This window comes from Streptomyces sp. NPDC056144, from assembly GCF_042264145.1.
Taxonomy (GTDB): domain Bacteria; phylum Actinomycetota; class Actinomycetes; order Streptomycetales; family Streptomycetaceae; genus Streptomyces.
Window position 1 is genome coordinate 25096 of the sequence record NZ_JBHJVF010000003.1, and the last position, 24000, is coordinate 49095.

Here is a 24000-nt window from a genome sequence, read left to right on the forward strand (position 1 = left end):
AGCGGGGGGAAGAGGAAAGCGATGTCGAGACTGCCGGGATGGCTGGAGCGGCTGGGCCGGAGCCTGAGCCGCATGGGCGAGCGCCTGGACGAGCGCAGGGCCGAGGCCGAGCGCGAGGACCCGCTGGGCCCGCTGCTCGGACCGACGTACGGCGACGAGGACGACCCCGGGACCCCGGGCTCCGTACCGCCGCGCCCCGATCCGGCCCGCCCCTCGCCGGCGTACGAGAAGCGGGCCGGCGTGGCGGACACGGGCGAGGACTCTCCGGCTTCTGCCGCGCCCACGCCCGCGCCCACGCCCGCGCCCGGTCCCGAACCCGAGGCCCACGGCGAGCTCGTCCCCTCCGTTCCCGCGCCGCCCAGGTACGCCCCCGCCGTCGCCGCCCGGCCCGACCCGGTCGCCGCGATCCCCTGGGGCATGCGGGTCGCCGCCGAGGCGAGCTGGCGGCTCCTCGTCCTCGCCGGGACCGTCTGGGTCCTGATGAAGGTGATCAGCTCCGTCCAGCTGGTCGTCCTCGCCTTCGTCGCCGCCCTCCTCGTCACCGCCCTGCTCCAGCCCACCGTGGCCATGCTCCGCCGCAAGGGGCTGCCCCGCGGGCTCGCCACCGCCGTCACCGCCGTCTCCGGCTTCGTGATCATGGGCCTGGTCGGCTGGTTCGTGGTGTGGCAGGTCATGGACAACATCGACAACCTGTCCGACCGGGTCAGGGACGGCATCGAGGAGCTCAAGACCGGACTCCTCAACAGTCCCTTCCACGTCACCGAGCAGCAGATCAACGGGATCGCGAAGAACCTCAGCGACTCCATCGGCGCCAACGCCGAACAGATCACCACCGTCGGCTTCCAGGGCGTCACCGTCCTCGTCGAGGTGATCACCGGCATCCTGCTCGCCATGTTCTCGACGCTCTTCCTGCTCTACGACGGGAAGAAGGTCTGGGAGTGGACGCTCAAGCTGGTGCCCGCCCAGGCCCGCCCCGGCGTCGCCGGAGCCGGGCCGCGCGCCTGGCGCACCCTCACCGCCTACGTGCGGGGCACGGTGCTCGTCGCCCTGATCGACGCCGTCTTCATCGGCCTCGGACTGTGGTTCCTCGACGTGCCGATGGCCGTACCGCTCGCCGTCTTCATCTTCCTCTTCGCCTTCATCCCGCTGGTCGGCGCGGTCATCTCCGGGGCCCTCGCGGTCGTCGTCGCGCTCGTCACCAACGGCCTCTTCACCGCGCTGATGGTGCTCGTGGTCGTCCTCGCCGTCCAGCAGATCGAGGGCCACGTCCTCCAGCCGTTCATCCTCGGCCGGGCCGTGCGGGTCCACCCGCTGGCCGTCGTCCTCGCGGTCGCGGCGGGCGGTCTGACGGCCGGCATCGGCGGCGCCGTCGTCGCGGTCCCCCTGGTCGCCGTCTCCAACACGGTGGTCGGCTACCTTCGCGCGTACAGCACCGAACAGGCGTTGCGCACGGCACCGGAACCGCGCGGGGCGACCGCGTTCGAGGTGGCCCCGACCCCTGCCCCGGGCGCGGTCGCCGACCGGACCAGGGGCGAGGGGGAGAGCACGTGATATCGGAACCGGAGCTGGGCGACGGGGACCCGTTCTACTCGGCGGAGGTCCTCACCGAGAGCCCGCCGCCCGGCGAACCCCGCCCGCCCCGGGCCGGCCGCCCGTGGCTGTGGGCGCTCGGCGGCGCGGTGGTGGCGTCGGCGGTGTGGGGCGGTGGGCTGTACGCGTACGAGCGGGGGCGCGGGGACGAGGGGGTCGACCTCGGCGGGTACAAGGCCGTGGGGAACCTCTGCGAGAAGGCGGAGCTGAGGCAGCTCGTCGGCATCCTCGGGAAGCGGTCCTCCGACAGCGGGGACAGCGCGTCGAGGAGTCCGCAGGGGGATCCGGTGGAGGGCGACCCGGAGGACCGCACCAGTGAGTCCACGATGGACGTGGCGAACTGCTCGCTGATGTTCGGGCCGCCGGACACGGGCTACAGCGCGACGGTCAACTACGTCCGCCACCTCGTGACCGACCCCGGTCCCGAGTTCGACGACAACGCCCGGCGCTTCTACGGAGGGCTGCCGCTCGCGGGGGTCGGCGAGAAGGCGTACATGGACGTCAGCCAGGACAACGGCGGAGCGTCGATGCAGGTGCTCGACGGACAGGTGGAGATCGCGATCCACCTCTACACCGTGTCCAGCTGGGACGAGGAGAAGGGCGAGTCGGTCCGGAAGACGAAGCCGATCGACCTCTCCGGGATCGAGACCCCGCTGAGCCAGGACATGCTGGCCCTGATGAAGGCGCTGAAGGCGTGACGGAAGGGCCCCGGAGTCGTGAGACTCCGGGGCCCTTCCCGTCCGTACGGCTGTGCTTCCGACTACTCGGCGAGCACGGCCTCCGCGTCCAGCGTGACGCCGACCGCCTGGATCACGGCGGCGATCTTGAACGCCTCCTGGATCGTCTCGCGGTCGACGCCGGCCTGGCGCAGGACCTGCTCGTGCGAGTCCAGGCACTGGCCGCAGCCGTTGATCGCGGAGACGGCCAGCGACCAGAGCTCGAAGTCGACCTTCTCGACGCCCGGCTTGCCGATGACGTTCATCCGCAGACCCGCGCGCATCGTCCCGTACTCGGGGTCCGACAGCAGGTGCCGGGTCCGGTAGAAGACGTTGTTCATCGCCATGATCGCGGCGGCGGCCTTGGCCGCCTCGTACGCCTCGGGCTTCAGGTTGGCCTGGGCCTCGGGCTCCAGCTCCTTGAGGACCTTCGGCGAGCGCGAGGCGATCGCGCAGGCGAGCACGGTGCCCCAGAGCTGCTGCTGCGGGAGCTCGCTGTTGCCGATGACCGAACCGAGGTTCAGCTTCAGGTCCTTCGCGAAGTCCGGTATGGCGGACTTGAGTTCGTCGAGAGCCATCTCAGTTCACGCTTCCTTACTCGCCGGAGAGGAGCGCGGCGGCGTCGAGGGTGCCCTCGCCCTTGTTCCAGTTGCAGGGGCAGAGCTCGTCGGTCTGCAGGGCGTCGAGGACCCGCAGGACCTCCTTGGGGTTACGGCCGACGGAGCCGGCGGTCACCATGGTGAACTGGATCTCGTTGTTCGGGTCCACGATGAAGACGGCGCGCTGGGCGAAGCCGTCCTCGCCCTCGACGCCGCAGTCGCGCATGAGCTCGTGCTTCGAGTCGGCGAGCATCGGGAAGGGCAGGTCACGCAGGTCGGCGTGGTCCTTGCGCCAGGCGTGGTGGACGAACTCGGAGTCGCCGGAGACGCCGAGGATCTGGGCGTCGCGGTCCGCGAACTCGTCGTTCAGCTTGCCGAACGCGGCGATCTCGGTGGGGCAGACGAAGGTGAAGTCCTTCGGCCAGAAGAACACCACGCGCCACTTGCCCTCGTAGGCCTTGTGGTCGATCTGCTCGAACTCCTTGCCGCTCTCCAGCGACACGCAGGCGGTCAGGTCGTAGGTGGGGAACTTGTCACCGACAGTGAGCACGCGCTCTCCTTGCGAAACGGGAAGGTTCCCTTTTGGGGGCTTCCGTGGGGGTTGGACGTGTTCCCAGCATGGCACGGAGTGCATTGATCAGGGAAATAGCTAGAGTGGGTCGTGTTGATCGAAGGTGGTTATCAGTGGCATCCCCGTACAGTCCCGCGCACGGCCCGTCCCGAGGCAAGCAGCCGAGCCTCTCGCAGCTCAGGGCGTTTCTCGCGGTCGCCGAGCATCTGCACTTCCGCGACGCGGCGGCGGCCATCGGCATGAGCCAGCCCGCGCTCTCGGGCGCGGTTTCGGCGCTCGAAGAGGCACTCGGTGTCCAGCTCCTTGAGCGTACGACGCGGAAGGTGCTGCTCTCGCCCGCCGGGGAGCGGCTCGCGGTCCGCGCGCGGGCCGTCCTCGACGCCGTCGCGGAGCTCATGGAGGAGGCGGAGGCCGCGCAGGCGCCCTTCACCGGGGTCCTGCGGCTCGGCGTGATCCCGACCGTCGCGCCCTACCTGCTGCCGACCGTCCTGCGGCTCGTCCACCGCCGCTATCCCGACCTCGACCTCCAGGTCCACGAGGAGCAGACCGCCAACCTCCTGGAGGGGCTCGCGGCCGGGCGGCTCGACCTGCTCCTCCTCGCCGTGCCGCTCGGGGTCCCCGGTGTCACCGAACTCCCGCTCTTCGACGAGGACTTCGTGCTCGTCACCCCGGAGGGGCATCCGCTCGCCGGGCGGGACGACATCCCGCGCGAGGCCCTCAAGGAGCTCCGGCTGCTGCTGCTCGACGAGGGGCACTGCCTGCGCGACCAGGCCCTCGACATCTGCCGGGAGGCGGGCCGCACGGACGGGGCCGAGGTCACCACCACGGCCGCCGGGCTCTCCACCCTCGTGCAGCTGGTGGCCGGCGGGCTCGGGGTGACCCTGCTGCCCCGCACCGCCGTGACCGTCGAGACCGCCCGCAACCACGCCCTGTGGACGGGGCTCTTCGCCGAGCCCGCGCCGACCCGGCGGATCGCCCTCGCGATGCGCGCGGGCGCGGCCCGGCACGCGGAGTTCGAGGAGCTCGCGGAGGCGCTGCGGGAGGACATGCGGGGCCTCCCGGTACGCGTGTGCGAGGCCGAGGGCGCCTGAAGAGGGGGGCGGGGGGCGCGGTTTCCCGAAACCGCGCCCCCGCCCTCGTACACCCGCTCGGCGGGTTACTCCGTGCGCAGGCCGTCCGCGCGCATCAGGCGCCACAGGAGCGGCATGCTCAGGAGCGTCACCGCCGCGATGAGCGCGGTGCCGATGCCGACGACGGGGAGGAACGCCCACCAGTCGCGGACCTGCTGGCCCGTCAGCCGGAGCAGGACCGCCCCGAGCGCGAGCCCTCCCGCCACCGCGAGCGCGAGGCCGAGGAGGATCGGGACCGCCGTCTGCCAGAGGACCGACCAGCTCAGGGTGGAGCGGCGGGTGCCGAAGGCGACGAGCGAGGACAACAGGCGCTTGCGGTCCCGCAGTTGCTCCAGGGTGGTGACCAGGAGCGACGCCGCGACCAGGAGCATCGTCAGCGTCGAGCCGACCAGGATGCCGGTGCGGACGCTGTTGAACTGCGCGCTCGCCTGGGTGTCCTGGAGCGTGCGGACCCAGGTCGTCGGGTCGATGGCCGCCGCCTCGTTCCGTACGAGCTCGGCGGCGTCCGGCACCGACGGGTCGAGGCGGACCATGGCCTGCGCGTCGGGCTCGTCGAGGAGGGCCGCGTCGACCGCCGACGGGGTGGCGAGGACGCCGTACTGGTAGATGCCCGTCGGGTCGGGGCGGGAGTCCACGACCTTGGCGTCGGCGGGGATCCGCCACTGGGGCGCCTTCCCGGGCCGCTTGGGCGCGCTCGGGTGCGGGTGCGGGTCGCGCAGGGAGACCGCCGCGCCGGGGCGGGCGGCGTCGGTGACCCAGGTGTCGGCCGGGTTGCCCTGGGCCCCGTGCGCGAGGAAGACGAACACGTCGCCGTCCTCGCAGGAGGGCAGGGTCGCGAACTCCCCGAGGGAGGCGCAGTCCCCGACCCGGAGATTCGCCATGGGGGCGAACTCCTCGCCCGCCTTGAGCGGGCCGGGCCGCCACACGTGCGACTCGATCACGCCGATCACCCCGGTCACGCCCTCGGTCCGGCCGATCCGGTCGATCATGGCGCGGGCCTCGGGGCCGGTCGTGGCGTCGGCACCGACGGCGATCTGAGCGCGCGAGGTGTCCTCGCCGGTGTTCTGGGTGAAGTTGGTCTCCATCGCCTGGAAGAGCATCTGGAGGGCGATCGCGCCGGTCGCCGCGACGACGATGCCGCTGACCGCGCGGGCCGCCGTCCCGCTGCTCAGCTGGAGCCTGCGGACCGCGAGCTGCCAGGACACGGGGCCGCCGCGCAGCCGCTTCACCGCCGCCTCGACGAGCCACGGCAGGAGCGTGGTGAGACCGATCAGGGCGAGCGTGGTGCCGGCCACGACACCGGCGGTGTCGATGCTCGTCTCCTCGACCCGGACCTTGCCGACGAGCGGCGCGAGGAAGGCCGCGCCGCCCAGGAGGAGGAGCAGGCGCCACCACAGCCTGCGGCGGCGCGGGGTGGAGGTGCGGACCACGCCGAGCGGTTCGATCGCCACCCCGCGCAGGGCGAAGAGGGTGACGACGACCGAGGCGACGGGGACGACGGCGAGGACGAGGACGGCGAGCGCGGTCATCGGGACGACGTCGCCGGGGTAGGCGTTGACGTCCCAGATCGTGAAGACCCCAGCGAACTGCCGGGCCACCGCGAAGAGCCCGAGGCCCGCGACGAGGCCGAGCAGGGCGCCGGCCAGGGACTCGCCTGCCGCGATCCGCCGGGTCATGGCGGTGTCCGCGCCGACCAGCCGGAGCGCGGCGAGACGCCGGTCGCGCTGCTCGCCGCCGAAGCGGACGGCGGTCGCGACGAAGACGAGGACCGGGAGGAGCAGGACCACGCAGGCGACGACGACGAGGAGGATCAGGAAGGCGTTCATCGGCTCCTCGGGCACCGACCAGCCGTAGCGCTTGCCGCGCCCGTCGAAGTTGTCGGTGGTGAGGAAGTCGACGTGGGCGACGTACCGCAGCTCGGCGGGGCCGATGAGCCCGGCGGGCCCGATCGTCCCGGCGACCTTGTAGGGGAGCCGTTCCCTGAGGAGGGCGCCCTCGGGGGAGTCGAGGAGCTCGCGGAGCGCGGGGGAGACGAGCATCGTGCCGGTCGCGGGGAAGGCGTCGGCGCCCGGCGGGACCGGCGGCCTGTCGCCCTCGGGGGTGAGGAGGAGGCCGGAGACGACGTCGTCGCGGTAGACCGTGGTCTGTCCGAGGTGGAGGAAGGAGTCGGGCCGGGGCGCGAGGACCTGTTCGCTGCCGTCGACGGCGCGGACCGATTCCCGTACCTCCCGCTGGAAGAGCATGTTCGGGAAGGACGCGGCGAGCAGCAGCAGCGCCACGCCGAATCCGACGCCGGTCGCCGTCAGGGCCGTACGGAGGAGGCCGGACCGGCCTCCGGTGACCGCGAACCGGGCGCCGAGCGTCAGGTCGCGGGCCCAGGTGCCGAGGCTCACGCGACCCACTCCGCGTCCCGGACGGAGCCGTCGCGGACGACGATCTCGCGGTCGGAGTAGGCGGCGACGCGGGCCTCGTGGGTGACGAGGACGACGGCGGCGCCGGTGTCCCGCGAGGCGTCGGTGAGCAGGGTCATGACCCGCTCGCCGTTGAGGGAGTCGAGGGCGCCGGTCGGCTCGTCGGCGAAGATCACGCGCGGGGCGGTGACGAGCGCGCGGGCGACGGCGACGCGCTGGCCCTGGCCGCCGGATATCTCGCCGGGGCGGTGGGAGGCGACGGTGTCGACCTCCAGGCGGGCGAGCCACTCGGCGGCCCTCGCCTCGGCCGGCTTCCGCTTCTCGCCGTTCAGGCGGAGCGGCAGGGCCACGTTCTCGACGCAGGTCAGCTCGGGGACGAGCTGGCCGAACTGGAAGACGAAGCCGAAGTCCGTACGGCGCAGGGCGCTGCGCGCGGTGTCGGAGAGGGCGGTGAGATCGCGGCCGTCGTAGGTGATCGTGCCCGCGTCGGGGCGCACGATGCCGGCCAGGCAGTGCAGGAGCGTGGACTTGCCGGAGCCCGAGGGGCCCATGACGGCGACGACCTCGCCGGCGCGGAGGGAGAAGTCGGCGCCGGAGAGGGCGGGCGTGGAGCCGTACGCCTTGGCGAGGCCGGCGGCCCGCAGCAGGGGAGTGGAGCTCATCGGAGGACCTCCTCGGCGAGCCGGTCGAGACGGGCGGTGGTCAGCTCCAGCCAGCGCAGGTCCGCTTCGAGGTGGAAGAGCGCGTGGTCGCAGATCAGCTGGTCGGCGAGGTCGCCGTCCTTCTTGCGGCGGGTGAGCTCGCGCATGAGCCGCAGGTGCTCGGACCGCTGGGTGTCGAGGAGCTCGGCGGCCCCGCGGCCGGTGAGCAGGGCCAGGACGACCTTGGTGTAGAGCGTGGAGTGGAGGTACGGCTCCGGCTTCTCCGGCGTCGCGAGCCACTGGGCGACATCGGTGATGCCGGCCTCGGTGATCGCGTACCGCTTCCGCTCGGGGCCGCCGCCGGCCTCGACGCCGTCGACGACGACCAGGCCGTTCTTCAGGAGCCGGGACATCGTCGAGTAGACCTGGCCGTAGTGCAGGGGCCGGTCGTGGCCGAATCGCTCGTCGAAGGCGCGCTTGAGGTCGTAACCGTGGCGCGGCCCGGACTCCAGGAGCCCGAGAAGGGTGTGACCGATGGACATGTGCCGCACTCTACACGGGGTGTATACGCACGATGTATAGCCGGGTGCGAGGACCGGAGCCCGGCCCGGTTGATCATGAACTTGCCCTGGGGGCGCAACCATCGGCCCCGTACGAGCGTCGGTTCCTCTGGGCGTGGGTGCTGATTCTCACGTCCCGAAAAGGCGTGATCGGTTGTTTTTTGTCTGCATCGTCAGTGTTAGCTTGCTGAGCTGATCCGGCGTGGACGGAGCCAGCGCCGAGGCGCCGAACACACGACGAGCGGAGCGACAGGACCCATGGGCCGACCTAAGAAGAAGAGCAAGGCGAAGAAGAGCGGCATACGCCGCCTCTTCACCTGGAAGAAGCTCCTGGGCACCTTCTTCGTGGCCTGCCTGCTCGGCATCGGCGCCCTCTGCGCCGTCTACGTCATGGTCCCCGTCCCGACGGCCAACGCCGAGGCGACCATGCAGAGCAACATCTACAAGTACTCCAACGGCAAGATCCTCGCCCGCACCGGCAAGATCAACCGCGAGATCGTCGGCCTGGAGAAGATCCCCGAGAAGGTCCAGAAGGCCTTCGTCGCCGCCGAGAACAAGACCTTCTACAAGGACAACGGCGTCGACATCAAGGGCACCACCCGTGCCGCCTGGAACACCCTCACCGGCAAGGGCAAGCAGGGCGGCTCGACCATCACCCAGCAGTACGTCAAGAACTTCTACCTGAGCCAGGACCAGACGGCGACCCGCAAGCTCAAGGAAATGGTCATCGCCATCAAGGTCGACCAGCAGATGGAGAAGAGCGACATCCTCGCCGGGTACATGAACACGAGCTACTACGGCCGCTCCGCCTACGGCATCCAGGCCGCCGCCCGCGCCTACTACGGCGTCGACGCGACCCAGCTCACCACCGCCCAGGGCGCCTACCTCGCCTCGCTGCTCCAGGCCCCGAACCAGTACGACTGGACCTCCGCCAGCACCACCGGCCGCAAGCTCGTCGAGGAGCGCTGGAACTACGTCCTCGACAACATGGTCGGCGAGGGCTGGCTCACCCAGGCCGAGCGCGCCGGGATGAAGTTCCCCGTCCCGCAGAAGCCGAAGCCCGCCCCCGGCATGGAGGGCCAGACCGGCTACATCGTCGAGGCCGCCAACCAGGAGCTGATGCGCCAGGGCGTCAGCGAGGAGGACATCAAGGCCGGCGGCTGGACGATCACCCTCAACATCGACGAGAAGCGCCAGAAGGACCTGGTCAAGGCCGTCGACCGGCAGCTGGAGGCCAAGCTCGACCGCAAGGGCGACGCGAAGGACGCCACCGTCCAGGCCGGCGCCACCTCCGTCGACCCGAAGACCGGCGCGGTCGTCGCCATGTACGGCGGCGTCGGCGCCACCGAGCACTGGATGTCCAACGCCACCCGCCGCGACTACCAGCCCGCCTCGACCTTCAAGCCGATCGTGCTCGCCTCCGCCCTCGACAACAAGGCGGAGACGCAGGGCGGCTGGGACATCGGCCTCGGCACCACCTACAGCGGCAACAGCAAGCGGCCCGTCGTCGGCAGCGACATCCCCTTCGCGCCGGAGAACGAGGACAACCGCAGCTACGGCGACGTCTCCGTCCAGCGCGCCCTGAACAGCTCCATCAACTCGGTCTTCGCCCAGATGATCGTCGACGTCAGCCCCGGCGCGACCAAGAGGACCGCGCTCGCCCTCGGTATGAAGGACGGCCAGGACTTCGGCGCGACCCCCGCCATGTCCCTCGGCACCATGGGCGCCTCCACCATGGACATGGCCGGCGTGTACGCCACCCTCGACAACCACGGCAAGAAGGTCACCCCGACCCTCGTGAAGGCCGCCGCCCACAAGGAGCGCAAGGTCGAGACCGTCGACGGCATCGGCGGCCAGGTCATCGGCCGCGAGGCCGCCGACACCGTCACCAAGGGCATGCAGGGCGTCGTCCAGAGCGGATCCGGCTTCCGCGCCGCCGGCAACTACGCCGCCGCGGGCAAGACCGGCACCTCCGAGAACAACCGTTCCGCCTGGTTCGTGGGCTACACCCCCGAACTCGTCACCGCCGTCGGCCTCTTCGGCGAGGACACCAAGGGCAACCAGGTCACCCTGACCAACACCATCAACGAGGGCCGCGCCAACGGTGGCCGCACCCCCGCGCAGATCTGGGGCGACTACACCTCCGCCGCCCTCGACGGCGGCTCGAACGCGCAGTTCGACCTGGAGACCACGGGCTCCAGCTACGGGGGCGAGCCGACCCAGGAGCCCACCAAGGACGAGGAGACCACCAAGCCTCCGACGGAGGAGCCCACCGACGAGCCGACCACGGCCTCCCCGGACCCGACGCCCCCGCCGGCCTCCACGGCCACCACGCCGCCGGAGCCCACGCGGAACCCGACCACCACGCCGCCGGAGCCCACCCAGGAGCCGACGACGCCGCCGGCGACCGAGGAGCCGACGGAGGAGCCCACGTTGAAGCCTCCGACGGACCCGGCGACCGAGCCCGGACCGGACCCGGAGACGACGGAGGGCGTGGCGGACACGGGGCAGGGACGCCAGAAGCCGTAGGACGTCTCGTACCGAAGAGGCCCGGCCCTCTCCCCGTACGTCTCGTACGGGGAGAGGGCCGGGCCTCTTCGCTGTCCTGGGTGCGGTCAGGTACGGGTCGCCAGCTCGAACCAGACGACCTTGCCGCCCGAGAGCCGCGTCGCCCCCCAGCGCCGGGCCAGCCGGTTCACCAGGAACAGCCCGCGCCCGCCCTCGTCCGTGTCCCGCGCCCGCCGCTGCCGGGGCAGCTGCGGCGAGTCGTCGCCGACCTCGCACCGCAGCACGTCCGTCCGCAGCAGCCGCAGCGTCACCGGCCGCTCCGCGTACCGCACGGCGTTCGTCACGACCTCGCTGATCAGCAGCTCGACCGAGTCGGTCAGCTCCTCCAGGTCCCAGCGGGCGAGCGCCCGCCGGGCCAGCCGCCGCGCCCGCCCCGGAGCCGCGTCCTCCGGCTCCAGGAACCAGTACGCCACGTCGCTCGGCGCGATCCCGTCGAAGCGGGCCGCGAGCAGCGCGATGTCGTCGTCCCGGTCGCCCGGGCCGAGCATGTCGAGGACGTCGTCGCAGAGCGCCTCCAGCGGGGGCGCGTGGTCCGGGCCCGTCAGCTGCGCGGTCGCCGCGAGGCGCTCCCGCAGCTGCTCGATCCCCGTCCACACGTCCCGCAGCCGGGACTCGACCAGGCCGTCCGTGTAGAGCAGCAGGGTCGCGCCCGCCGGGGCGTCCAGCTCGACCGCCTCGAAGTCGACCCCGCCGACCCCGATCGGGGCGCCCGGAGGCACCCGCAGCACCTCGGCGCGGCCGCCGAGGTGGAGCAGTATCGGCGGCGGATGGCCCGCGTTCGCCACGGTGATCCGGTGCGAGACCGGGTCGTACACCGCGTACATACAGGTCGCCATGCGGTTCTCGCCGAGCCGCTGCGCCTGCTCGTCCAGGTGGTGCAGCACCTCCTGCGGCGGCAGGTCCAGCCCCGCCAGGGTCTGCGCGGTCGTCCGCAGCTGGCCCATGATCGCCGCCGAGGTCATCGAGTGGCCCATGACGTCGCCCACGACGAGCGCCACCCGGCTGCCGGGCAGCGGGATCGCGTCGTACCAGTCGCCGCCCACCCGGGCCGTCTCGGCGGCCGGGAGGTAGCGCGAGGCGAGCCGGACACCGGTCGGCTGCGGCAGCGAGTCCGGCAGCATCGTCCGCTGGAGCTCGTCCGCGATGTACGCCTCGCGGCCGTACAGGACGGCCTTGTCGATGCCGAGCGCCGTGTGCGTGGCCAGCTGCGCCGCCACCAGCAGGTCGTTCGGCTCGAAGCCGGCCCGCTCGGGGCGGCGCAGGAACACGGCCGCGCCGATCACCCGGCGCCGCCCGCGCAGCGGCGCGAGGACGGCCCGCAGGCCGCCGGGCAGCGGGTGGTCGGCACCGAGGAGCTCCCGCAGCGCCGCCTTGGCGGCGGCGGAGTCGCCGAAGACCGGCCGCACCCCGCGCAGTATCTCGGCGAGGGCGCCACCGGACCGCACCTCGCAGAGTTCGGCCGCGGGGGTCGGATCCGGATCCGGTACGAGGACGAGCTCCTCGCCCTCCTGATCGCTTAACCGCAGCCGGTCGGTGCGGCGCAGCCGCAGCATGAACGGCGCCACCGGGCGCTCGTCGCCGACCGGGAGCGGGTCGCGGAGGTAGACGAGGATCTCGTCGGAGAAGGTGGGGACGGTCGCCCGGCACAGGCCGAGCACGATCTCGTCCAGGTCGAGGCCGCGCGCGATCCGCCGGGTCGCGGCGCCGACGAACCGCAGCCGCTCGCCCTCGCGGCGCGCGGCCGCGTCGGGGCCGCCGCCGAGGGCCCCGCCGGGGCTCTGCGGGGAGACGGCGACGGCCTTGGTGCCGGGTCCCCCGGGCGGGGGGACCGGGACGACGGGGCTCTCGGCGTCGACGGGCGCCGCCGGCGGGACCGGCTCGACCGGCGCGATCGCGGAGACAGGCGAGACCGGCGAGGCCGGTGAAGGGATCGCCGACGACGGGGCCGTCGACTGGACCGGTGGTGGCGTCGCCGCCGGCGTCTCGGGAGCGCGCGGTGTGTCCGGCGCACCCGCCGCGCCCTCCGCGCCCGTCGCCTCCTGGCGTGGGCGCGCGCGTTCGTGCGGCCCGGCAGCCAGGGGCTGCCGGCCTTCGTGGGAGGTGGGATGCTCCGTCACGCGTGGGGTTCCGTCCGTCCGGGCCGGTGGTGCGATGCACTCGCTCTTCTCGCCGATGCCGCGCCTTCGGCGGGGATAAACCCCTCGTATGCAGCGGATGTGGACGCTCCGCGAGCGGCGGCTACGGCAGGGGGCGAAAGGGGAGGAACACCCGGGCGCGCGTCCGGCACTGCTCTCCCCCTCGTGGATGACTTCTGGTCAGGTCATGTACGGCGCTGCGTTGTTGACGTGCCGTCCGGTCGGTCCGACGTGGTGCGCGATCCGCTTCTGCCGTGCGGAGGACGATCCTACGTTTGAACCCCGGGGGCGCATCAAGGGTCTCACGGGGCCGTGTGCGCCGGAGTGCGGTCCCAGTCGGCCGGCAGCTCCGGAACGGGCCACGCCGGATCGGGCCGCCACGCCTCCCAGCCGTCCGAGAACGGCGCGGACCAGGCACGGATCCGCTCCACCGCGAGCCGCCCCGCCGCCTCCACGCGCGCGGCCTGCTCCGGGCCCATCAGGCCGGACCGCTGGGCCTGCGCGAACTCGTCCTCGTCCCGCCACAGCCAGCTGCGGTCGGGGTAGACGGAGATGTCGAGGAAGTGGTCCTCGGAGTCGACGCCGCCGGACCAGCGGGTGCGGGGCTCCTCGAGGTTCACGTACCAGCTGCGGAAGCGCCAGCCGCGCTCCCAGAACAGCCAGACCGACCACGGGTCCCCGGGCCTGGCCAGCTTGAGGACGCCGCTGCCGAACCATCGGGACCGCTCCGTGGTGCGCGGGGCGGTGTACCGGGTGGCGAGCGGCTCCTCGTGCACCGCGGTGCCGTCCGCGAGCACGGGCCGTACGCATTCGGTGCCGGGCGCCATCCAGACCGCGAGCAGATCGGGTGTGTCCTGGACGACGGTCACCGGCCGGCAGATGTGCACCGCGCCGGTGCCGTTGTCGCGGTAGCGCCAGAGGATCTGCTCCCCCGGCGCCCAGTGCTGAGGGCCGCCCGATCCTGTCATGGCCAGATCTTAGGGGCGCGCTCCCACGACCGCTGCGGTACAGGTCACGGATGAGTCAGGGGTGTACGTCACTCGCGGCGGCCCTCAGGGGCGGGTCATCCGCAGGACGTCGAGCGCCTCGTCCAGCTGCTCCACGGTCAGGTCGCCCCGCTCCACGTACCCCGAGTCGAGGACGACCTCGCGGATGGTCCGCCGTTCGGCGAGCGACTTCTTGGCGACCTTGGCGGCCTCCTCGTACCCGATGTACTTGTTCAGCGGGGTCACCACGGACGGCGAGGACTCGGCGTACTCGCGGGCCCGCTCGACGTTGGCGGTGATGCCGTCGACCGTGCGGTCGGCGAGGAGCCGGGCCGCGTTGGCGAGGAGCCGGACGGACTCCAGGAGGTTCTTGGCCATCACCGGCAGCATGACGTTGAGCTCGAAGTTCCCGGCGGCGCCCGCCACCGCCACGGTGGTGTCGTTTCCGGTCACCTGGGCGGCGACCATGAGGACGGCCTCGGGGACGACCGGGTTCACCTTGCCGGGCATGATCGAGGAGCCGGGCTGGAGGTCGGGGAGGTTGATCTCGGCGAGGCCCGTGCGGGGGCCGCTGGACATCCAGCGCAGATCGTTGGCGATCTTCGTGAGGGAGACGGCGATGGTCCTGAGCTGCCCGGACGTCTCCACGAGCGCGTCCCGGGCGCCCTGCGCCTCGAAGTGGTCGCGGGCCTCGGTGAGGGGCAGGCCGGTGGCCCGCGCGACCTCGGCGATGACGGCCGCCGAGAAGCCGGCCGGGGTGTTGATGCCGGTGCCCACCGCCGTACCGCCGAGGGGGAGCTCCGCGAGCCGGGGGAGGGCCGAGCGGAGCCGGTCGGCGCCGTACCGGACCTGGGCCGCGTAGCCGCCGAACTCCTGGCCGAGGGTGACCGGGGTGGCGTCCATGAGGTGCGTACGGCCGGACTTCACGACCGTCGCGAATTCGGCTGATTTTCGCCCAAGGGAGGCGGCCAGGTGGTCGAGGGCCGGGACGAGGTCGCGGGTGACGGCGGCGGTGGCGGCGATGTGGATGGAGGACGGGAACACGTCGTTGGACGACTGCGAGGCGTTGACGTGGTCGTTCGGGTGGACGGACCGACCCTCGGGCAGCCGCTCGGTGGCGAGGGTCGCGATGACCTCGTTCGCGTTCATGTTGGAGGACGTGCCGGAGCCCGTCTGGAAGACGTCCACGGGGAAGTGGTCGTCCCAGCGCCCCTCGGCGACCTCCTCGGCCGCCGACACGATCGCCTCGGCGAGGTCCCGGTCGATCACCCCGAGCTCGGCGTTGACGGTCGCCGCCGCGGCCTTGATGCGGGCCAGGGCATCGATGTGGGCCCGTTCGAGGCGCTGGCCCGAGATCGGGAAGTTCTCCACGGCCCGCTGGGTCTGGGCCCGCCACTTGGCGTGCGCGGGGACGCGCACCTCGCCCATGGAGTCGTGCTCGATCCGGTAGCCGTCGGTGCCGGTCGTGTCGTTCATCGCTCTCATCCTCCGCCAACGTGCACTAAAAACATGAGCACTTGTCTTGTTCGATGTATTCCCAAGCGTCGTACCGACCAGTAAAAACCGTGGGTAACCCCACCTCCAGGAGGCGCAATGAAGCGCACCAGGTACAGACTCCGCTGGCCCATCGCCGCCGTCGCGGCAGCGGCCGCCGCCCTCGGCACGATGACCGCCGCCGCCCCCGCCGGAGCGGCCGAGGCGAACACGACGGCGGTGACCGCCTCCGTACCGCTCCCGCCCGAGCTGGAGGCGATCCGCGCCGCCGAGGCCACCAGGATCTACGGCGACCCCGCCGAGCGCCCGCTCGCGCAGCGCAAGACCGGCCTCATCTCCCTCGGCGACAGCGAGATCTCCGGCGAGGGTGTCGGCAGCTACGAGTCCCCGACCAACGGGCCGACCAACTGGTGCCACCGCTCCCCGGACGCGGCCATCCACCGCACCGGCATCCCCGCGGACCTCACCTTCAACGTCGCCTGCTCCGGCGCCTACACCGGGAACATCCGGATCGGCGGATCGAAGCAGTACGCCGACGAGCTCGTCCAGAGCGACAACCTCGCCATCAAGGCCCGCAACACCCGCATCAAGATGGTCCTGCTCGTCGCCGGCGCCAACGACGACCTCCAGTTCGGCCCGGTCATGACCGACTGCGTCACCCGGTACGTCCTCAGCCAGGGCACCTGTGAGCCCAAGTACGCCCCCGGCTGGCAGTCCCGCGTCGACGCCCTCGTCCCCAAGGTCGAACAGACCGTCCGCGACCTCCAGAGCGTCATGCGCGGTGCCGGGTACGCCGACGGGGACTACAAGCTCGTCGTCATGGGCTACCCCAGCCCCATCGGCCCCGACTTCTACGACAACCCCGACTTCCCCGGGAAGCTCACCTGCGGCGGCATGGGCTACGACTCCGACACCAAGTGGGGCCGCAACACCGCCGTCCCCGCCTTCGAACGCGGCATGCGCAAGGTCGCGGCGAACACCGGAGCCGTCTACCTCGACAACTCGCGGCTCTTCCACGGCCACGAGGTCTGCATGGAGGACACCTGGGCCCGGGGCCTCTACATCGACCTCTCGAAGCCCGGCGGGATCGACGACAACACCACCCGCCAGTCCTTCCACCCGAACCAGCGCGGCCACGCGGCTTTCGCCTCCTGCCTGACGCAGATCTACAACGCGGGCCTGCGCGAGGCCGGCTGCGCCGACGTCAACTCCTCCGGCACGCCGACGCTCTTCCCGGTCGCCTGGGACGACGCGTACAAGCCGCTCACGGTGGAGGCCACGGGCAACTGCCTCGACGTCAACGCCTCCGAGTCCGCCAACGGCACCGCCGTCCTCGGCTGGGACTGCCACGGCGGCCGGAACCAGGGCTGGTGGTACGACTCCGCCCGGAAGACCTTCCACACCCAGCTCACCCAGGACCGCTGCCTCGACGTGCCCGGGGCCGTCTACCAGGCGGGCAAGGCGCTCATCGTGTGGAACTGCAGCGGAGCCGCCAACCAGAAGTTCGTCCGCGACGGCGCCACGGTCCGCCCGGCCGCCGCGACCGGCCTCTGCCTCACGCAGGGCGCGGCGAGGGAGCCGATCCGGCTCCAGAGCTGCAACGGCTCGGCGAACCAGCGGTTCGTCTAGCTGTAGCTGTAGCTGTAGCTGTAGCTGTGCAGGTGACGGGGGTGCGCGTTACGCCGAACGGGCGGATCGGGTGCCCCCGTCGCACAATGAAGCGTGCCGGGGGAAGCCACCCGCAAGGAGGCACGACATGACCCGGAGCTTCAGGAGGTTCGGCGCGCTCGGCGCCGCCACGGCGGCGACGGTGGCCTTCGGCGCCGTCGCGTTCGGCGCGGCGGCACCCGCCTCCGCCGACAACGGGGACGGGTACGAGTTCACGATCTACTCCAAGGAGGTCCCGGCGGCGGGTGCCGACGAGGGATCCGGGGAGAACATGGCGAAGCCGAAGGCCGGGGACGCCTTCACCTTCGCCGACGACCTGTTCAAGACCAAGGGCGGCGACAAGATCGGCCGCGACGGCGTCACCTGCACCATCGTGCGCGTCTCCGGGACCCAGGCCGACGCGCAGTGCGTCGGCACGTTCGTCCTGAACGGCGGCCCGGGCGGACAGCTCACCGCCCAGGCCCTCACCACCTTCGACACCGAGTCGGAGGCGGTCTCCGCCTACGACGTCGCCCTGACCGGCGGAACCGGCGACTTCAAGGACGCGCGCGGCTACGTCCGGGTGACCCCCGACGGCGACTACGAGCGGATGGAGTTCCACATCAACACCGGCTGACCTCCGGGAGGTTCAGGACGTTCAGGACAGCTTGCCGCCGTAGTCCGGCAGCTTGAAGGCGCGCTCGGCGTGACCGCCGACGATGTCGGTGGTGTTGTTGCCGATGTTCGCGATGATCGTGTAGCCCTTGGCCTCGATCTCGGCGCGCTTCGCCGTCTTGTACGCGCTGACCTCGGCGAACAGGTCGGGCAGCGCGCGCACGTACAGTCCGTCGACCGGGTAGCCGACCTTCTTCAGGTTCCAGTCCGTCAGGGAGTGGATGATCCCGGGACGCGCGGTCACGAAGAAGACCGCGACCCCCTTGGCGTGGGCGTCCCTGACCAGGGTGCGGACCTCCGCGATGGCCGGGGTCGGCAGCTCCCAGAACGGGTGGAAGTCGGTCTCCAGGGAGGAGTTGTCGATGTCGAGGACGATGGCCTGCTTCTCGACGTCGGCGTCCTCGGCGCGCCGCTCGATGTACGGGCGCGCCTCGGCGACGACGGCGGCCACGTCCCGGCGCCAGGTCGTGTAGTCGACGTCGGCGAGGGCGGCGGCGGAGGTGACGTGGGTGTCCGGGTCGGCGGCGAGCGCGGCGGGGGCGGGACCGACGGCGACGAGGGCGACGGACAGGCCGAAGCCGGCGAGGGTGGTCTTGGCGGAGGGCATGGTGGGGGCTCCCGAGTGGTCTACCTGCTCAGTGGTTGACATGCTCGCGGCCAATACTGACTGGTAGGTAACGTCCTGACTACCGGGCGGTAGCGACTTTCCGTCCTCGCGTCGACAGGCCCGGCCCGGCCCGGCCCGGACAGGGCGGGACCGGACCGGGCCGGGCCTCACCCGCCCCGGCGCTCCTGCGCGGCCATCACCTCGTCACCGTGCTCGAACGCCCACGCGCCCAGCGTGTCGATCGGGCCCAGCAACGTCCGCCCCAGGTCGGTGAGTTCGTACTCGACCCGCGGCGGCGCCCCGCCCAGCGCGCGGCGCTCCACGAGCCCGTTGAACTCCAGCCGCCGCAGCGTCTCCGTCAGGACCTTGGGACTGATGCCGCCGATGCGCGCGCGCAGCTCGCCGGGGCGCTGCGGGCCGCCCTTCAGCACCCAGATCACCACCGCGTTCCAGGTGTTCGAGAGCAGGTCGAAGGCGAGGCGGGCCCGGCAGTCCGCGAGGAAGGCGTCGGTCGTCACGTACCGAATGGTGCCTGACGGGCTTCCTAGTGTCGTCCCGTAGGCAGGCTTCGGAACGGACGCGGAGAGGGACCTGACGACATGAGGATCGGCGTACTGGGAACGGGCAACATGGCGGACGCCCTGGCCACGCAGTGGGCGCGGGCCGGACACGAGGTGTTCGTCGGAGGACGGAACGAGGAGGCCGCCCGGCGGCTCGCGGCCCGCGTCGGCGCGGCGGGGCACGGCGGCGGCGCGAGCCACGGCGGCCTGCGGGCGGCGGCCGGCTTCGGCGAGGTGGTGCTCGCGGCGCTGCCGTACGGCGTGGGCGAGGAGGTCGTACGGGAACACCGGTCGGAACTGACGGGGAAGACCCTGCTCGACTGCGCCAATCCCGTCGGGCCCGGGTTCCGGCTGCTGACGGAGGGCGGACCCTCGGCGGCACGCCGTCTCGCCGGGGCGGCGCCGGGCGCGCACGTCGTCAAGGCGTTCAACCTCTGCCACGAGGACGTCTGGCGGATGACCCCGCCGGTCTTCGAGGGGGCGCCCCTGGGCGTCCCGGTCTGCGGGGACGACGAGGAGTCACTCGCGCGGACACGCCGGCTCGTCCGGGACATGGGCTGCGAGCCCATGGCCGGGGGCGGGCTCGACCGCGCCGGGCTCCTGGAGGCGACCGCCGCGCTCTTCATCGGACTGTGGGTGGCGGAGGGCGCGGACGTACGGACGATCGCGCCGCCCCTGGCCTACGCCTCGGGCCCACGGGACTGAGGCTCCCCGGCCCGCACCGGGGGGAGCCCCCGGCCCGTCCTCGCTCGCGGAGGGCGGACCGGGGGCTCGTGTGGCGCGAGGGTCAGGAGAGACCCGGGCCCCGCACCGGGATGTGCGTGAACGTCGGCTCGGGGGCCGGGTTCTGGAAGAAGTCGTTGCCCTTGTCGTCGACGACGATGAAGGCCGGGAAGTCCTCGACCTCGATCTTCCAGACCGCCTCCATGCCGAGCTCCTCGTACTCGACGACCTCGACCTTCTTGATGCAGTCCTGCGCGAGACGCGCCGCCGGGCCGCCGATCGAGCCGAGGTAGAAGCCGCCGTGCGCGCCGCACGCGTCCGTGACCTGCTTGCTGCGGTTGCCCTTGGCCAGCATGACCTTCGAGCCGCCCGCCGCCTGGAACTGCTCGACGTAGCTGTCCATGCGGCCGGCCGTCGTCGGGCCGAAGGAACCGGAGGCGTACCCCTCGGGGGTCTTCGCCGGGCCCGCGTAGTAGACCGGGTGGTCCTTCAGGTACTGCGGCATCTCCTCGCCCGCGTCCAGGCGCTCCTTGATCTTGGCGTGCGCGATGTCGCGCGCCACGACCAGCGGGCCGTTGAGGGAGAGGCGGGTCTTCACCGGGTACTTGGTCAGCTCGGCGAGGATCTCGTCCATCGGCTGGTTGAGGTCGATGGTGACGACGTCGCCGGCCTCGTCCAGGTGGGAGTCCTCGGTCTCCGGCAGGAAGCGCGCCGGGTCGGTCTCCAGCTGCTCCAGGAAGACGCCCTCGGCGGTGATCTTCGCGACGGCCTGGCGGTCGGCCGAGCAGGAGACGGCGATCGCGACGGGCAGCGAGGCGCCGTGGCGGGGGAGGCGGACGACGCGGACGTCGTGGCAGAAGTACTTGCCGCCGAACTGCGCGCCGATGCCGATCTTCTGCGTGAGCTCGAAGACCTTCTCCTCCAGCTCCTTGTCCCGGAAGCCGTGGCCGGTGGCGGCGTCGCCCTCGGTGGGCAGCTCGTCCAGGTAGTGCGCGGAGGCGTACTTCGCGGTCTTGAGCGCGAACTCGGCGCTCGTGCCGCCGACGACGATCGCCAGGTGGTACGGCGGGCAGGCGGCCGTGCCGAGCGAACGGATCTTCTCCTCCAGGAACTTCATCATGGAGGCCTCGTTCAGGACCGCCTTGGTCTCCTGGTAGAGGAAGGACTTGTTGGCCGAGCCGCCGCCCTTGGCCATGAAGAGGAACTTGTACGCGCCGCCGTCGGTCGCGTACAGCTCGATCTGCGCGGGCAGGTTCGAGCCGGTGTTCTTCTCCTCCCACATGGTGACCGGGGCCATCTGCGAGTAGCGGAGGTTCAGCTTCGTGTACGCGTCGTAGATGCCCTTCGACAGGGCCTCCTCGTCGCGGCCCGAGGTCAGCACGTTCTGGCCGCGCTTGCCCATGACGATCGCGGTGCCGGTGTCCTGGCACATCGGGAGGACGCCGGCGGCGGCGATGTTCGCGTTCTTGAGGAGGTCGAGCGCGACGAACTTGTCGTTGCTCGACGCCTCCGGGTCGTCGATGATCCGGCGCAGCTGGCCCAGGTGCTCCGGGCGCAGGAAGTGCTGGATGTCGTGGATCGCCTCGGCGGCCAGCTTGCGCAGGGCCTCGGGCTCGACCTTGAGGAACGTACGGCCGTCGGCCTCGAAGGTGGAGACACCTTCGGAGGTCACCAGGCGGTAGGGCGTGGTGTCCTCTCCCAGGGGGAGCAGATCGGAGTACGAAAACTCTGGCATGACGGCGGCCATTCCTCACTCGGCAGACAGCTGCGCGCCGCCTCCGTTGGCGGGCGCGCCCTCCAGCGTATGCCGCGGGCGCGGCCCCGATCCTGTGAGGTAAGGCTCACTAGGGGGTGTCTTGCCGATCAGGCCGGGCTCGCGGCCTGATCGGCAAGACACCCCCAGGCACCGGGACCGCGCCGTTGCGGCGTCTTTACGGGGCTCTACTGGGCCGCGGTGACCGTCAGGCGGTACGGGTTCGCCCGGAGCGGCGAGGTCAGCGGAAGTCCGCCGCGTGGTCCACCGCCCACTCCCGGAAGGACCGGGCCGGAGCCCCCGTGATGCGCTCCACCTCGTCGTTCACCGGCTCCGGGCGGTCGAGCATCTCCGCCTGGGCCGGCAGGACGGCGTCGACGAGATCGGCCGGGTACCCCGCGGCCCTCATCCGCTCGACGGCCTCGTCCAGGGTGATCTCCTCGAACCGCACCGGCCGCCCGATCGCCTCGCCGATCAGGGCCGCCTGCCGTTCCTGGGTGACCGGTTCGGGACCGGTGACGAGGGGGCGGGTGCCGATCAGGGCGTCGGTCGTCAGGGCCTGGACGGCGACCGCGGCGATGTCCGCCTCGTGGATCAGCGGGCGGGCCAGGCGCGCCAGCGGAGCCCGTACCGCACCGGTGGCGCGGATCTCCTCCGCCCAGCCCAGGGTGTTGCTCGCGAACCCGGTGGGCCGCAGCGCCGTCCACTCCAGGCCCGACGCCTCGACCAGCCGCTCCAGCTCCGTGTGGAACGCGGTGATCGGGTCGCCGGGCTCCTCCGCGGCGCCGACCCCGGCGGACGACAGGTACACCACCCGCCGGGCGTGCTTCCCGATCGCGTCGACCACGACCGACGCGCCCTCGGCGCTCAGGAACGGCCACACCAGGAAGACCGCGTCGACGCCCTCCAGGGCCGCACCGAGCGACGCGGGATCGGCGAGGTCGCCCCGTACCGCCTCGACGCCCTCGGGGAGGTCCGCCGCTCCCCGTACGAGCGCCCGCACGGGCACGCCCGTCGCGTGCAGCCGGGCCACCACCGCGCCGCCGACCCTTCCGGTCGCTCCGGTCACCAGAATCCTGGGCTGCGTCATCGTCGGTCTCCTCGTCTTGGTGCTCGATGACGGGACTCTCGCTCCTCAACCAAGGTTGAGGTCAAGCGTCGGCCCGAGCGGCCGTCAGTTCCCGTGGCGACGGACCGCGCGACGCGCCGGGGTGTCCGGGAGAGGCGGAGTCCCGCCGTGGCTTCAACCCGCCATGCGCGCCTCTCCGTTCGGTTTCCGTCCCCGACCCGGAGGTATCCCCTAGGGGACGTCCCTCTGTTCGCGATCTATCGCGTTTGGCTAGGCTGGTCGGGTGGACCTCGAAAAGAAGCCCGAATCCGGACCCGGCCCCGAATCCGCGCCCGCCCAGGCCCCCGCGCCCGCCTCCGCCCCGGCCCCCGCGCCCGCCCCGGCTCCGGCGCCCGCTCCGGCCCCCGCCCCGGCCTTCGCGGACCCCCAGGGATCGCTGCGGGCGTCCGACGCGGACCGGGACAGGATCGCGGACATCCTCGGGGACGCCCTGGCCGAGGGCCGGCTCGACGCCGAGGAGCACGCGGACCGGATCGACGCCGTCTACCGGGCCAAGACCGTCGGCGAGCTGGAGCCGATCGTCGGCGACCTGCCGGGCTCCCTCGCCCAGCGCAAGCCGGAGCCGGCGCCCGTGTACGGGGAGGAGCCCGAGGGACCGGTCGACAGCCTGGTCGCGATCTTCTCCAGCACCACCCGCAAGGGCCGCTGGCGCGTCAGCCCCCGGACGAACGCCTTCTCGCTCTTCGGCAACATCGAGATCGACCTGACCGAGGCGCTCTTCGCCCAGCGGCTCACCACCATCAACGCCACCGCGATCTTCGGGAACGTCGAGGTCAGGGTCCCGGAGAACATCAGCCTGCGGGGCAACGGCAGCGGCGTCTTCGGCAACTTCGAGGTCGTGACCCTGGAAGGCGTCGATCCGCAGGCGCCGGTCGTCGTGGTCAACGGCTACTCGGTCTTCGGGAACGTGGAGGCACGCCCCAAGCGCGGCAAGTGGGTCACCGACCTCCAGAACAAGCTGCGCAAGCACCTCGGCCACTGACGGCGCCCTGACCGAAAGTCGCCGTCCGGCGTCCGCTGACGGGAACCGGAGGGCACCCGGTGCATAGGCGCGCGCACAGCGGGTAGGGCTGCTCCATCGCCGCTCGCTCGCGAAGCCGTCGTCAGGAGTAGACCGTGCTGCAACTGCCGCATCAGCCCCTCCAGGTCGCCGCCGTCCCCCCTCAGCGCACCCCTGTCAGGGAGGACGAGGCCGGCCCCTGGCACGCGGAGGCGGTGTGCCGTCGGGACGAGGCGGGGCTGTTCTTCGCCCCTTCCAAGGAGCCGACCGCCGCGCGCCTCGCCCGCGAGGAGGCGGCGAAACGGGTCTGCGCGCGCTGTCCCGTGATGGTCGAGTGCCGGGAGCACGCGCTGCTCCAGCCGGAGCCGTACGGGGTGTGGGGCGGGCTCACCGCGGCCGAGCGCCGTGTGGTCCTGGCCCGGCGCCGGCGGCGGGACGTGGAGCTGAAGAAGGCGTCCGCGGCGGACCGGATCGCCCAGGCCGGCTGACGGGAAGCGGGAATACG

21 protein-coding genes are annotated in these 24000 nt (G+C 72.0%); 9 read left to right on the top strand and 12 right to left on the bottom strand.

Features of this window, described 5'->3' with window-relative positions; all coding sequences use genetic code 11:
• Positions 1-21: 21 nt before the first annotated feature.
• Together ACFC0Z_RS10975 and ACFC0Z_RS10980 are read left to right on the top strand one after the other, a co-directional pair.
• The gene (locus ACFC0Z_RS10975) at positions 22-1551 is read left to right on the top strand and encodes an AI-2E family transporter (protein ID WP_376435165.1); all 1530 of its coding nucleotides are present in this window, start codon (positions 22-24) and stop codon (positions 1549-1551) included.
• A complete protein-coding gene (locus ACFC0Z_RS10980) occupies positions 1548-2288 on the top strand; it encodes a hypothetical protein (protein WP_376435167.1) in 741 nt (246 codons plus the stop codon). The genes ACFC0Z_RS10975 and ACFC0Z_RS10980 overlap by 4 nt, the downstream gene beginning before the upstream one ends.
• A gap of 62 nt (positions 2289-2350) precedes the next feature.
• Here ACFC0Z_RS10980 and ACFC0Z_RS10985 read toward each other — a convergent pair whose 3' ends face one another.
• Both ACFC0Z_RS10985 and ACFC0Z_RS10990 read right to left on the bottom strand, forming a co-directional pair.
• Positions 2351-2884 carry an alkyl hydroperoxide reductase gene (locus ACFC0Z_RS10985; RefSeq protein WP_376435170.1) on the bottom strand — a complete coding sequence of 178 codons (534 nt, stop codon included), beginning with the start codon at positions 2882-2884 and terminating at the stop codon, positions 2351-2353.
• Between the two features lie 16 nt (positions 2885-2900).
• The gene (locus ACFC0Z_RS10990; protein WP_376435173.1) at positions 2901-3455 is read right to left on the bottom strand and encodes a peroxiredoxin; all 555 of its coding nucleotides are present in this window, start codon (positions 3453-3455) and stop codon (positions 2901-2903) included.
• Positions 3456-3589: 134 nt separating this feature from the next.
• On the opposite strand from ACFC0Z_RS10990, the gene ACFC0Z_RS10995 reads away from it, so the two are divergent.
• Positions 3590-4567 (top strand): hydrogen peroxide-inducible genes activator, encoded by a 978-nt coding sequence (locus ACFC0Z_RS10995; RefSeq protein WP_376435176.1) that lies wholly within the window; start codon positions 3590-3592, stop codon positions 4565-4567.
• A gap of 65 nt (positions 4568-4632) precedes the next feature.
• Here the strand turns inward: ACFC0Z_RS10995 and ACFC0Z_RS11000 are convergent, their stop codons facing one another.
• Genes ACFC0Z_RS11000 through ACFC0Z_RS11010 form a run of 3 tightly spaced genes read right to left on the bottom strand, consistent with a single transcriptional unit; the run spans position 4633 to position 8200 of the window.
• Positions 4633-6999, bottom strand: a complete 2367-nt coding sequence (locus ACFC0Z_RS11000; RefSeq protein ID WP_376435179.1) for an ABC transporter permease — start codon at positions 6997-6999, stop codon at positions 4633-4635.
• A complete protein-coding gene (locus tag ACFC0Z_RS11005; RefSeq protein WP_376435182.1) occupies positions 6996-7679 on the bottom strand; it encodes an ABC transporter ATP-binding protein in 684 nt (227 codons plus the stop codon). The genes ACFC0Z_RS11000 and ACFC0Z_RS11005 overlap by 4 nt, the downstream gene beginning before the upstream one ends.
• Positions 7676-8200, bottom strand: a complete 525-nt coding sequence (locus ACFC0Z_RS11010) for a PadR family transcriptional regulator (RefSeq protein WP_376435184.1) — start codon at positions 8198-8200, stop codon at positions 7676-7678. Before ACFC0Z_RS11010 ends, ACFC0Z_RS11005 begins: the two co-directional genes overlap by 4 nt.
• A gap of 276 nt (positions 8201-8476) precedes the next feature.
• Here ACFC0Z_RS11010 and ACFC0Z_RS11015 point away from each other — a divergent pair, with 276 nt between their 5' ends.
• Positions 8477-10747 carry a transglycosylase domain-containing protein gene (locus ACFC0Z_RS11015; protein WP_376435187.1) on the top strand — a complete coding sequence of 757 codons (2271 nt, stop codon included), beginning with the start codon at positions 8477-8479 and terminating at the stop codon, positions 10745-10747.
• 86 nt (positions 10748-10833) lie between these two features.
• Here the strand turns inward: ACFC0Z_RS11015 and ACFC0Z_RS11020 are convergent, their stop codons facing one another.
• The 3 genes from ACFC0Z_RS11020 to ACFC0Z_RS11030 form a co-directional block, all read right to left on the bottom strand.
• A complete protein-coding gene (locus tag ACFC0Z_RS11020) occupies positions 10834-12903 on the bottom strand; it encodes a SpoIIE family protein phosphatase (protein WP_376435190.1) in 2070 nt (689 codons plus the stop codon).
• Between the two features lie 320 nt (positions 12904-13223).
• Positions 13224-13889 (bottom strand): DUF402 domain-containing protein, encoded by a 666-nt coding sequence (locus tag ACFC0Z_RS11025; RefSeq protein WP_376435193.1) that lies wholly within the window; start codon positions 13887-13889, stop codon positions 13224-13226.
• An 84-nt stretch (positions 13890-13973) separates the two neighbouring features.
• Positions 13974-15383, bottom strand: a complete 1410-nt coding sequence (locus tag ACFC0Z_RS11030; RefSeq protein WP_376435196.1) for a class II fumarate hydratase — start codon at positions 15381-15383, stop codon at positions 13974-13976.
• 117 nt (positions 15384-15500) lie between these two features.
• Here ACFC0Z_RS11030 and ACFC0Z_RS11035 point away from each other — a divergent pair, with 117 nt between their 5' ends.
• Together ACFC0Z_RS11035 and ACFC0Z_RS11040 are read left to right on the top strand one after the other, a co-directional pair.
• Positions 15501-17030 carry a ricin-type beta-trefoil lectin domain protein gene (locus ACFC0Z_RS11035; protein WP_376435199.1) on the top strand — a complete coding sequence of 510 codons (1530 nt, stop codon included), beginning with the start codon at positions 15501-15503 and terminating at the stop codon, positions 17028-17030.
• A gap of 127 nt (positions 17031-17157) precedes the next feature.
• The gene (locus ACFC0Z_RS11040; protein WP_376435200.1) at positions 17158-17685 is read left to right on the top strand and encodes a hypothetical protein; all 528 of its coding nucleotides are present in this window, start codon (positions 17158-17160) and stop codon (positions 17683-17685) included.
• Between the two features lie 21 nt (positions 17686-17706).
• On the opposite strand, the gene ACFC0Z_RS11045 is transcribed toward ACFC0Z_RS11040, so the two are convergent.
• Together ACFC0Z_RS11045 and ACFC0Z_RS11050 are read right to left on the bottom strand one after the other, a co-directional pair.
• The gene (locus ACFC0Z_RS11045) at positions 17707-18330 is read right to left on the bottom strand and encodes an HAD family acid phosphatase (RefSeq protein ID WP_376435202.1); all 624 of its coding nucleotides are present in this window, start codon (positions 18328-18330) and stop codon (positions 17707-17709) included.
• A gap of 167 nt (positions 18331-18497) precedes the next feature.
• The gene (locus ACFC0Z_RS11050; protein ID WP_376435205.1) at positions 18498-18848 is read right to left on the bottom strand and encodes a winged helix-turn-helix transcriptional regulator; all 351 of its coding nucleotides are present in this window, start codon (positions 18846-18848) and stop codon (positions 18498-18500) included.
• Positions 18849-18929: 81 nt separating this feature from the next.
• Here ACFC0Z_RS11050 and ACFC0Z_RS11055 point away from each other — a divergent pair, with 81 nt between their 5' ends.
• Complete coding sequence (locus ACFC0Z_RS11055) at positions 18930-19595, top strand: NADPH-dependent F420 reductase (protein ID WP_376435208.1); 666 nt, start codon at positions 18930-18932, stop codon at positions 19593-19595.
• Between the two features lie 82 nt (positions 19596-19677).
• Here the strand turns inward: ACFC0Z_RS11055 and ACFC0Z_RS11060 are convergent, their stop codons facing one another.
• Both ACFC0Z_RS11060 and ACFC0Z_RS11065 read right to left on the bottom strand, forming a co-directional pair.
• On the bottom strand, positions 19678-21348 hold the full coding sequence (locus ACFC0Z_RS11060) for a fumarate hydratase (RefSeq protein ID WP_376435210.1): 1671 nt from the start codon (positions 21346-21348) through the stop codon (positions 19678-19680).
• A gap of 259 nt (positions 21349-21607) precedes the next feature.
• Positions 21608-22456 carry an NAD(P)H-binding protein gene (locus tag ACFC0Z_RS11065; RefSeq protein ID WP_376435213.1) on the bottom strand — a complete coding sequence of 283 codons (849 nt, stop codon included), beginning with the start codon at positions 22454-22456 and terminating at the stop codon, positions 21608-21610.
• A gap of 262 nt (positions 22457-22718) precedes the next feature.
• Here ACFC0Z_RS11065 and ACFC0Z_RS11070 point away from each other — a divergent pair, with 262 nt between their 5' ends.
• Together ACFC0Z_RS11070 and ACFC0Z_RS11075 are read left to right on the top strand one after the other, a co-directional pair.
• Positions 22719-23477 (top strand): DUF1707 domain-containing protein, encoded by a 759-nt coding sequence (locus ACFC0Z_RS11070; protein WP_376435216.1) that lies wholly within the window; start codon positions 22719-22721, stop codon positions 23475-23477.
• Positions 23478-23611: 134 nt separating this feature from the next.
• On the top strand, positions 23612-23983 hold the full coding sequence (locus ACFC0Z_RS11075) for a WhiB family transcriptional regulator (RefSeq protein WP_376435219.1): 372 nt from the start codon (positions 23612-23614) through the stop codon (positions 23981-23983).
• Positions 23984-24000: the final 17 nt, after the last annotated feature.

Coding starts and splice junctions, on each gene's coding strand:
- ACFC0Z_RS10975 (WP_376435165.1), top strand. CDS start 22: ATGTCGAGACTGCCGGGATGGCTGGAGCGGCTGGGCCGGAGCCTGAGC.
- ACFC0Z_RS10985 (WP_376435170.1), bottom strand. CDS start 2,884: ATGGCTCTCGACGAACTCAAGTCCGCCATACCGGACTTCGCGAAGGAC.
- ACFC0Z_RS11005 (WP_376435182.1), bottom strand. CDS start 7,679: ATGAGCTCCACTCCCCTGCTGCGGGCCGCCGGCCTCGCCAAGGCGTAC.
- ACFC0Z_RS11010 (WP_376435184.1), bottom strand. CDS start 8,200: ATGTCCATCGGTCACACCCTTCTCGGGCTCCTGGAGTCCGGGCCGCGC.
- ACFC0Z_RS11015 (WP_376435187.1), top strand. CDS start 8,477: ATGGGCCGACCTAAGAAGAAGAGCAAGGCGAAGAAGAGCGGCATACGC.
- ACFC0Z_RS11025 (WP_376435193.1), bottom strand. CDS start 13,889: ATGACAGGATCGGGCGGCCCTCAGCACTGGGCGCCGGGGGAGCAGATC.
- ACFC0Z_RS11030 (WP_376435196.1), bottom strand. CDS start 15,383: ATGAACGACACGACCGGCACCGACGGCTACCGGATCGAGCACGACTCC.
- ACFC0Z_RS11035 (WP_376435199.1), top strand. CDS start 15,501: ATGAAGCGCACCAGGTACAGACTCCGCTGGCCCATCGCCGCCGTCGCG.
- ACFC0Z_RS11040 (WP_376435200.1), top strand. CDS start 17,158: ATGACCCGGAGCTTCAGGAGGTTCGGCGCGCTCGGCGCCGCCACGGCG.
- ACFC0Z_RS11045 (WP_376435202.1), bottom strand. CDS start 18,330: ATGCCCTCCGCCAAGACCACCCTCGCCGGCTTCGGCCTGTCCGTCGCC.
- ACFC0Z_RS11055 (WP_376435208.1), top strand. CDS start 18,930: ATGAGGATCGGCGTACTGGGAACGGGCAACATGGCGGACGCCCTGGCC.
- ACFC0Z_RS11060 (WP_376435210.1), bottom strand. CDS start 21,348: ATGCCAGAGTTTTCGTACTCCGATCTGCTCCCCCTGGGAGAGGACACC.
- ACFC0Z_RS11065 (WP_376435213.1), bottom strand. CDS start 22,456: ATGACGCAGCCCAGGATTCTGGTGACCGGAGCGACCGGAAGGGTCGGC.